We start from the raw sequence: 8,556 nt of genomic DNA on the forward strand, positions 1-8,556 counted from the left end.
TATACTTAAGGCTGGATGCACTTTTATGGACGACATGGATCAATGCCCATCATTTCAAAAAAAGAACCGAAAACGCAGGAAAGTACCGCGCCGCTGATTAACCTCAAAACCGGCAATCAGACGGTGGATAAAAACATTGGCCGCTTCTCGCGGCTGGTGGAGCACGTTCAGTCCTGGGGCTGGGTCGCGCATCTGCTGCGTGCCATGGAACGTTTTAACGATCGCCTGGGCAGCCAGTTCGGCGCGGCCATCACCTATTTCTCCTTTCTGTCGCTGATCCCCATTCTGATGGTGTCTTTCGCCGCCGTGGGGTTTGTGTTGGCCTCAAATCCGGATCTGCTGGCCCAGCTGATCAACAAAATCGTCAACAGCATCAGTGACCCGAATCTGGCGAATACGCTGAAAAGCACGGTGAATACCGCCATTCAGCAGCGTACCGCCGTGGGCTTGTCCGGTCTGCTGATTGCGCTGTATTCCGGCGTCAGCTGGATGGGCAATTTGCGTGAGGCGATCCGCGCTCAGTCGCGTGATGTCTGGGAACGCAATCCGCAGGATCAGGAGAAGATTTACCGCCGCTACATCCGCGATTTTATTTCCCTGACCGGGCTGGTGCTGGCGCTGATCATCACGCTGTCTCTGACGTCTATTGCCGGTGCGGCGCAAAAAACCATTGTCGATGCACTGGGGCTGGGCGGCATCGACTGGCTGCGACCGGTGATGACCAGTATTACGCTGGTGATTTCCATTGCCGCCAACTATCTGCTGTTCCTGTGGATTTTCTGGATGTTGCCGCGCCATAAGCCTCGCAAAAAAGCCTTACTGCGCGGCACGCTGCTGGCAGCGGTAGGCTTTGAGGTGATCAAATTCGTGATGACCATGACGCTGCCGAAACTGGCGACCTCGCCTTCCGGTGCGGCGTTCGGGTCAGTGATCGGTCTGATGGCGTTCTTCTATTTCTTCGCCCGTCTGACGCTGTTTGTCGCGGCGTGGATCGCCACGGCGAAATACAAAGATGACCCGCCGATGCCGGATCCGAAGCAAAAGGCCACCAAACACGCAAAAACGGCCACGGGAAACGACAGTGAATACACACCGGACAACCTCATCGTGCCAGATGAAATGCATATAACCGACGTTAATGCTGAGAATGAAGTTAAAAAGCAGTGAATAAAACCAAATAAAGCCGGGCACCCCCTGAAAACCAGAATAACTGACTGAGAGCCGTACTTTTATTTCGCGGTTTTGCAGTCAGTTACTCTGACTTTTACCCATTCGCCAAACTTATGATTGGCGAAATCCTGCCCTGATAAAACATTCCCCCGATCCACCCTGAATTGCCCTTTCCCCCTGCTTTCGTTGCGTTGAAATACCGCTGCGCTCTGCATAAGATGCCTTTTCGATATACATTTATTTACATTAGATCCCTCCCACTCATTACAAATAAGAAACACTTATGCAAGCCACTATCACTCCAGAATTAGAAGCTGACGCGCAATTGGTGAGTCAGAACTCCCGCGGCAAAGTCATCGTGGCATCGCTTATCGGTACGGCCATCGAATTCTTCGACTTTTACATCTATGCCACCGCTGCGGTGATTGTTTTCCCGCATATTTTCTTCCCGCAGGGGGATCCGACGGCAGCCACGCTACAGTCGCTTGCCACCTTCGCCATCGCCTTTATCGCACGTCCGATCGGCTCCGCGCTGTTCGGTCACTTCGGCGACCGCGTTGGCCGTAAAGTCACCCTCGTGGCGTCTTTGCTGACCATGGGCGTGTCCACCGTGGTGATCGGCCTGCTGCCGACGTACGCGACGATAGGCGTTTTCGCACCCTTGCTGCTGGCGCTGGCGCGCTTTGGTCAGGGTCTGGGACTGGGCGGTGAATGGGGCGGCGCAGCGCTGCTCGCCACTGAGAATGCCCCGGCGAAGAAACGTGCCCTGTACGGTTCTTTCCCGCAGCTTGGCGCACCGATTGGCTTCTTCTTCGCCAACGGCATGTTCCTGCTGCTGTCGTGGCTGCTGACGGACGAACAGTTCATTTCCTGGGGCTGGCGTGTGCCGTTCCTGCTTTCTGCGGTGCTGGTCATCGTCGGTCTGTATGTGCGTGTTTCCCTGCACGAAACGCCGGTGTTCGCCAAAATCGCCAAAGCGGGCAAACAGGTCAAAGTGCCGATCGGCACGCTGTTCACCAAATACAAAAAAGCCACACTCCTTGGCACCTTCATCATGGTCGCGACTTACACGCTGTTCTACATCATGACCGTGTATTCACTGGGTTACGGCACGGCGGCGAAACCGGTGGGTCTGGGCATTCCGCGTAACGAATTCCTGCTGATGCTGATGATTGGTGTGATCGGTTTCGGCGTGATGGTGCCGGTTGCCGGTCAGCTGGCGGATAAGTTTGGCCGTCGCAAAACCATGATTTGCATTACGCTGCTGATGATCGTCTTCGCGCTGTGCTTCCCGACTATTCTGGGGGCCGGTTCACAGGCGCTGGTGATGGTGTTCCTGCTGTGTGGCTTTATGGTGATGGGGCTGACCTTCGGCCCGATGGGCGCGCTGCTGCCGGAACTGTTCCCGACAGAAGTTCGCTATACCGGCGCATCCTTCTCCTATAATGTGTCTTCGATACTGGGCGCATCCGTCGCGCCGTACATCGCCACCTGGCTGGCAACCCATTACGGGTTGTTCTATGTGGGCGTTTATCTTGCCTCAATGGCAACGCTGACGCTGATCGCGTTGTTACTGTCGAAAGAAACCGCCCATCAGTCACTGTAACTGACCCGGACACCGTGCCCGGTTTGCGCCCGGCACGGTGCCTTCAGCGAAGGTTTCTTATGCGCTTGCGTCGATTTATCCTGCCTTTCCTGCTCCTGCTTATCGTCATTGCTGCGGCCCTCTGGTATTTCTGGCCTCACACCTCCAATCCGAACGCCCTGTGGAACATCGTCAGTAAGAAATGCGTGCCGAATCAGCAAAGCACGGGCAAACCCGATCCTTGTGTGCAGGTGGATGAACAACATGGATTTGTGGTGCTGAAAGACCTGAACGGCCCGCTGCAATATTTGCTGATGCCCACCGCGCGCATCACCGGTATGGAAAGCCCCGCCCTGCTGGAACCGGCCACACCGAACTTTTTCAGTCAGGCATGGAATGCGCGGCATTTTATGGCGGATAAATACGGCAAACCGATTGATGACGCCAATGTTTCGCTGGCGATCAACTCACAATACGGCCGCTCGCAGAATCAGCTGCATATCCATATTTCCTGTCTTTTGCCGCAGGTGAAAACCACGCTGAGCAGGGATGGCGGGCAGATGGGGTATAACTGGCAGGCACTGCCGGATAAATTGCTCGGGCACACTTATCTGGCGCGCAAAGTGACCTCAGCCGAGCTGAATGAGAAAGGCGCGTTCCGGCTTTTGGCAGAAGGCGTCCCGGAAGCGGAGAAGAAGATGGGCCATTTCGGTATGGCGATGGTCACCCTGCCGGGCGGCGACTTCCTGCTGCTCGCCAGCGAACGTGACCTGCTGAAACTCAATAACGCCTCCACGGAAGAGATCCAGGACCACAATTGTGCGGTACTGGATCCGGTGCCTCAGTAATACAGATACCCGAAGGTGATTAATGCCAGCGCCTTCCCCTCTCACGAGGGGGAGGAGCTTACTTCTCTTTCATCTGCTGCAATATCGGGCCGCACTGGTTTTCTTCATTGTCGCTTGGGGAAATCAGCGCCAGCAGGGCAGCGGCCGGAGCGACGACGGCACCCAGCGCGACGGCTGCCGCACCACGGGCGATCAACGGCCCCGGTTTAACACCCGCGTCCGGATTTTTGTACGTCCCGCGCACATACAGCGGTGAACGTAAGGTCAGGATACGTACACCCTTACTTTCCGGATTGATCGACAGATCCAGCCGTTCGGTCGCCATGTTGGTGTTGCCGGTAATGTTGATCACCGCATTCTCGGTATCGAACACAAACAGACGTGGCGTCACCAGCCCGTTCCTGACATTAACGTTGGCGGCGGCGCAGTTAATCGCTACTTCGTCATCACCAAACAGTTTACTCACCACATAGTTACCGACATTCAGACCGGCCAGTTCCATCAGGCCACGGCTGATCACGCCATCGTTAATCAGGATTTTCATGTCGCCGTTACTGGTACCCAGCAGCGCGGCGACAGAGTTCCCGGTGCCGGTCAGGGTTGCGTCACCGTTCAGGTCACCCAGACTGCGCTCCATCGACTGCACGCTTGGCAGCAACTGTTTCAGTTTCAGCTTACGTGCATGAATGTCCGCACGCGCCTGCATCGGTGATTTGTCGCCTTCCAGCCGGATGGTGGAATTGAGGTTACCGCCCGCCACACCGAAACGCAGCGGGTCGAGCAGGATTTCGCCATCGTTGAGTTTCAGATGAGTACTCAGATCGCTCAGCGGCAGGGATTTGCCGTGCTCAATGCGTTTGGCGCTGAACTTCACATCGGCATCCATCACGCGCCAGCTTTTGGTATCGAACTTCTCGACCGGCAGCACTTTGTCGGAAGGCTGGCGGGTCGTTTCGCCGCGTTTGGCTTTATCCTTGTTGGAATCGGCACCAATCAGCGGCGCCAGATCGGCAAAGCGCAGCTGTTTGGAAACCACTTCGCCGCTCAGTTTAGGCCGCGGTTTACTGGCCTGATAGGTCAGTGAACCGTGAATATCGCTGTCGCCAATTTCGCCGTTGAAGTTCTGATAACGGTAAACCGCGCCGTTTTTGCCGTGTAATGTCGCCGATAAATGGCCGTCGGTGGAATACGGCGGGGTTTGCGGTAACAACACACCGGTCAGACCGTACAAATCGGACAACGTCTGGCCGGAGAATTTGAGACGTAAATCCAGACCGCCGAGATTCATCGCATCCTGCAAGGTCCCCGCCACGGCCACCCGCGTGTTGCCGGAGCGCACATCCGCCTGTAACGGGAACAGCGCATCGGGATCTTTCAGCGCCAGCATGCCGCCGATTTTACCGCTGCCGGAGAGGGATTCGCCGTTGTATTTTCCGTCCACTTTCCAGCCAAACATGTAAGGCGGGGTTTTGGATTTCGGTGCATCGCTCTTATCACCCACCACTTCGGTAAACGGCAGCGGTTTGCCCAGCGGATCAATCACCGCGCGGAAATCGGCTTTCAGTTGGGCATCTTTGTAATCGATCTGACCGCGGTCAAATACGATGTCATTGAGGGTAAATGACCAGGCAGACGGCGGTTGCGCCGGGTCTTTCTTCTCGCTGTTGGCGAGGTTGAACGTCCAGTTGTTTTTGCCATTATCCAGACGCAGCAGCGAGGCATCCGGCTGTTTCAGCCAGATCGTGGGGATCAGCACTTCTTTATGCAATAACGCCAGCGGCGCAATGCTGGCATCGACGCGGGCGAGTTTCACCATCTGCGCGTCTTTTTCGCCGGTCTGTACATCGGATGGGTTGCCGAGCACGATATCTTCCGCATGAATGTGCGGCCAGGGCACCCACGCACGCCAGCCCGCTTCATCTTTATGACGCGACCAGTCGACGCCCAGATCGCCACGGATGGCGAAAGTGCGGTTAAGTTCTGTACTGACTTTTTGATTGATGGTGGGTTTGAGCCGGTTCCAGTCGAACATCGCGATGAAAATCACGATAGCAATCAACAGAATGATAATCACACCCACAACCCAGGAAATCACTTTACCTGTGCGCGTCATAAATCTGTTCCTTTCAGACAGTTAACGAATCCCAGAGTTTAACCATAGTAGAATTCATCGCAGCTTGCCGGAAACGGCATAAACGCGGGGGAAAAAAACGCAGGGGGAAGAAAAGGAAAGAGACGTGAAATCAAGGCATTGGAAATGCATCACACCACAGCAACTCACCAGACACTTTGAGACTTAGCCTTAGCGGGTCAGGTGTGATCCATTATCCTTTGAAATGTATCGGCAGGTTGTCCAGATTATCGAAAATCGTCGGGCGTGCCAGATAATATCCCTGTGCGGCCAGCGCATCGGAATTACAGACCATCGCCCATTCTGCGGCAGTCTCGACCCCTTCGATGATCACGCCTTTACTGTAGCGGTTCATCAGCGTCACCAGCGTATAAAACAGCCGTGAGCCTTCTTCGCTCTGCCCCAGCAGGATAAACAGGTCGCGGGCGATTTTGATGTATTCATAATGCCAGGTCGTGAAGGAGGAGAAGTTGGCGATGCCCTGCCCGAAGTCATCCAGCCATAACCGGTCGGATTGCTCGATTTGCGACAGCGGAATGCTCAGCGCATGTTCGGCGCTTTCGACCAGTTCGAAACGGACGTACGGCATGGCGCTGATTTGCGCCCGCAGCGCCGAATCAGATTGCAGCATTTCCAGCACCTGACCATCGACGTTAATCGACGCCAGTAATTCATGTTCGATAAACATCGTCTGCCAGCGTTGCAACAGGTCGAGTTGCTCCTGCACGATTTGCAGGCGTTTACCCACCGCAATCGCGACAAAATACGCTTCCGGCGAAATGAATTTATGCGGGTTCGCAGGATGGAAAACCCCGGTCAGTAATTCAATTCCCAACAGCTTTCCTGTGGTGCGATAAATGGGCTGAAAACGGTACACTCTCTGACACTGACGCCAGTAAGATTGTGCTTTTACGCGCTCTATGGCGGTAAAAGAAGGCGTAATCAGCCCTAACATCATCTTCGTGATCATATTTTTCTGCCGTCATGAATAAGAATCAGATTATCAGGGACATGCGGCAACATGTGTTGCGTGACTACAATGAGATTCATGTCAACAGCCTGTGTTTCAGGAAACACCGTGTTTCATGGAGGCAAAGTAGCCCGATTTCCTGGCTTTCTTTAGTAGAGTTATCTATCGGCGCTGCGCGGGGAAACTTTAATCACTCCGCATTTCCCTGCAATCTGTGCGCATAAAAAACCAAAAAACCGCGCTGGAAGTTCTTTTCCGCAGGCTCTACATTGGAGGCACTGAAACATGTCATTGACCGCCCATTCACAACCCGGAGAAAAAAATGCCTTACGTTAATATCAAAATTACCCGCGACGGCGCGACGGCAGAACAGAAAAAAGCCCTGATTGCCGGTGTGACGCAGTTACTGGTGGATACGCTGGGTAAAAATCCGGCCACCACGACGGTGATCATTGATGAGATCGATACCGATAACTGGGGTCTGGGTGGCCGTCCGGTGACCGAGTTGCGACAGGAAAGCAAGTAACGCCCTCAGGTGGAAGTGCTGCCACTTCCACTTTTTCCTGCTTTTTTGCTTCGTTTTTTTGCCTCCTGCCTAAAAAAATAAAACCTCGTTTTAATTTATTTGACTGACCGCATTCTTATGAAGAGACTAGAGCGCAATAATGACGGTCTTTTCTTTCCTTTCGTTTTAATGCTTCAGACATAGGCCAGGTACAATGACCCGCAAAAACATTGCCGTTATCGGCGAATGCATGATCGAATTATCTCAGAAAGGCGATGCGCTTCACCGGGGTTTTGGTGGCGACACGCTGAACACGTCTGTTTATATTTCCCGCCAGGTTTCCCCTGATGCGCTGAACGTGCATTACGTGACCGCGCTCGGCACCGACAGTTTCAGCAATGAAATGTTGCAGGCCTGGCAGCAGGAAGGCGTGAACACGGATCTCACCCAGCGTCTGGATAACAAACTGCCGGGTCTGTATGTGATTGAAACCGACAGCACCGGCGAGCGCACCTTCTACTACTGGCGCAACGACGCCGCTGCGCGTTACTGGCTCGACAGCCCGCAATCGGAAGAGATTTGCCAGAAACTGGCAGAGTTTGATTATCTGTACCTGAGCGGCATCAGTCTGGCGATCCTCAACGACGAAAGCCGTGACCGTCTGATGACCCTGCTGAAAGCCTGCCGTTCACGCGGTGGCAAAGTGATTTTCGACAACAATTACCGTCCGCGCCTGTGGGCCAGCAAAGAGCAAACCCAGGCTGCGTATAACGCCATGCTTTCCTGCACCGATATCGCCTTCCTGACCCTTGACGATGAAGACATGCTGTGGGGCCAGAAGCCTTACGATGAAGTGATTGCGCGCACGCATGCGCTGGGTGTCAGTGAAGTCGTGGTCAAACGCGGCGCCGACAGCTGCATCGTCTCCAGCGCCGAAGGCGAGCTACATGATGTACCTGCCGTAAAACTGCCGAAAGAGAAAGTCATCGATACCACAGCGGCCGGGGATTCGTTCAGTGCCGGGTATCTGGCGGTAAGACTCACCGGCGGCAGCGCGGTGGAAGCGGCGGTGCGCGGGCATGAGACCGCCAGTACCGTGATTCAGCATCGCGGGGCGATCATCCCGATGGAGTTTATGCCAGACCGGGGATAAAAACGCGCTGGTTCTGCTTCTGCTGCGAAGGGGGGGAGCTGACCGAATTCTTACTCAACAAACGTGATTAAAAACGCGCTGGTTCTGCTCCTCCCCCTGCGAAGGGGGAGGCTGGGAGGGGGTTTTAAAAACAAAAACAGCGGTCAAACCACGCTTTAACCCTATGATTTATCTTTAATACCCCACCCCAACCC

7 protein-coding genes are annotated in these 8,556 nt (G+C 54.5%); 5 read left to right on the forward strand and 2 right to left on the reverse strand.

Annotation, left to right across the window (positions count from 1 at the left end):
• Positions 1-42 precede the first annotated feature (42 nt).
• From yhjD to EYY67_RS13070, 3 genes are all read left to right on the forward strand, one after another.
• Entirely contained in the window at positions 43-1,167 is a 1,125-nt protein-coding gene (gene yhjD, locus EYY67_RS13060) for an inner membrane protein YhjD (protein ID WP_131693697.1), read from the forward strand.
• 286 nt (positions 1,168-1,453) lie between these two features.
• Positions 1,454-2,776 (forward strand): MFS transporter, encoded by a 1,323-nt coding sequence (locus EYY67_RS13065; protein ID WP_119825452.1) that lies wholly within the window; start codon positions 1,454-1,456, stop codon positions 2,774-2,776.
• A 59-nt stretch (positions 2,777-2,835) separates the two neighbouring features.
• Positions 2,836-3,603 (forward strand): CDP-diacylglycerol diphosphatase, encoded by a 768-nt coding sequence (locus EYY67_RS13070; protein ID WP_131693698.1) that lies wholly within the window; start codon positions 2,836-2,838, stop codon positions 3,601-3,603.
• 58 nt (positions 3,604-3,661) lie between these two features.
• Here EYY67_RS13070 and EYY67_RS13075 read toward each other — a convergent pair whose 3' ends face one another.
• Together EYY67_RS13075 and pdeH are read right to left on the reverse strand one after the other, a co-directional pair.
• A complete protein-coding gene (locus tag EYY67_RS13075; RefSeq protein ID WP_095923931.1) occupies positions 3,662-5,716 on the reverse strand; it encodes an AsmA family protein in 2,055 nt (684 codons plus the stop codon).
• Positions 5,717-5,927: 211 nt separating this feature from the next.
• On the reverse strand, positions 5,928-6,704 hold the full coding sequence (gene pdeH, locus EYY67_RS13080; protein WP_095923932.1) for a cyclic-guanylate-specific phosphodiesterase: 777 nt from the start codon (positions 6,702-6,704) through the stop codon (positions 5,928-5,930).
• 322 nt (positions 6,705-7,026) lie between these two features.
• On the opposite strand from pdeH, the gene EYY67_RS13085 reads away from it, so the two are divergent.
• Positions 7,027-7,230 carry a 2-hydroxymuconate tautomerase family protein gene (locus tag EYY67_RS13085; protein WP_095923933.1) on the forward strand — a complete coding sequence of 68 codons (204 nt, stop codon included), beginning with the start codon at positions 7,027-7,029 and terminating at the stop codon, positions 7,228-7,230.
• Positions 7,231-7,423: 193 nt separating this feature from the next.
• Positions 7,424-8,362, forward strand: coding sequence for a 2-dehydro-3-deoxygluconokinase (gene kdgK / locus EYY67_RS13090; protein ID WP_131693699.1), 939 nt, complete (start codon positions 7,424-7,426; stop codon positions 8,360-8,362).
• Positions 8,363-8,556 lie beyond the last annotated feature (194 nt).

This window comes from Rahnella victoriana, assembly GCF_004330295.1.
Lineage (GTDB): Bacteria > Pseudomonadota > Gammaproteobacteria > Enterobacterales > Enterobacteriaceae > Rahnella > Rahnella victoriana.

Bases quoted from the DNA above. Each gene is read 5' to 3' on its own strand.
- EYY67_RS13065 (WP_119825452.1), top strand. From the start codon at position 1,454: ATGCAAGCCACTATCACTCCAGAATTAGAAGCTGACGCGCAATTGGTG.
- pdeH (WP_095923932.1), bottom strand. From the start codon at position 6,704: ATGATCACGAAGATGATGTTAGGGCTGATTACGCCTTCTTTTACCGCC.
- kdgK (WP_131693699.1), top strand. From the start codon at position 7,424: ATGACCCGCAAAAACATTGCCGTTATCGGCGAATGCATGATCGAATTA.
- EYY67_RS13085 (WP_095923933.1), top strand. From the start codon at position 7,027: ATGCCTTACGTTAATATCAAAATTACCCGCGACGGCGCGACGGCAGAA.
- EYY67_RS13070 (WP_131693698.1), top strand. From the start codon at position 2,836: ATGCGCTTGCGTCGATTTATCCTGCCTTTCCTGCTCCTGCTTATCGTC.
- yhjD (WP_131693697.1), top strand. From the start codon at position 43: ATGCCCATCATTTCAAAAAAAGAACCGAAAACGCAGGAAAGTACCGCG.
- EYY67_RS13075 (WP_095923931.1), bottom strand. From the start codon at position 5,716: ATGACGCGCACAGGTAAAGTGATTTCCTGGGTTGTGGGTGTGATTATC.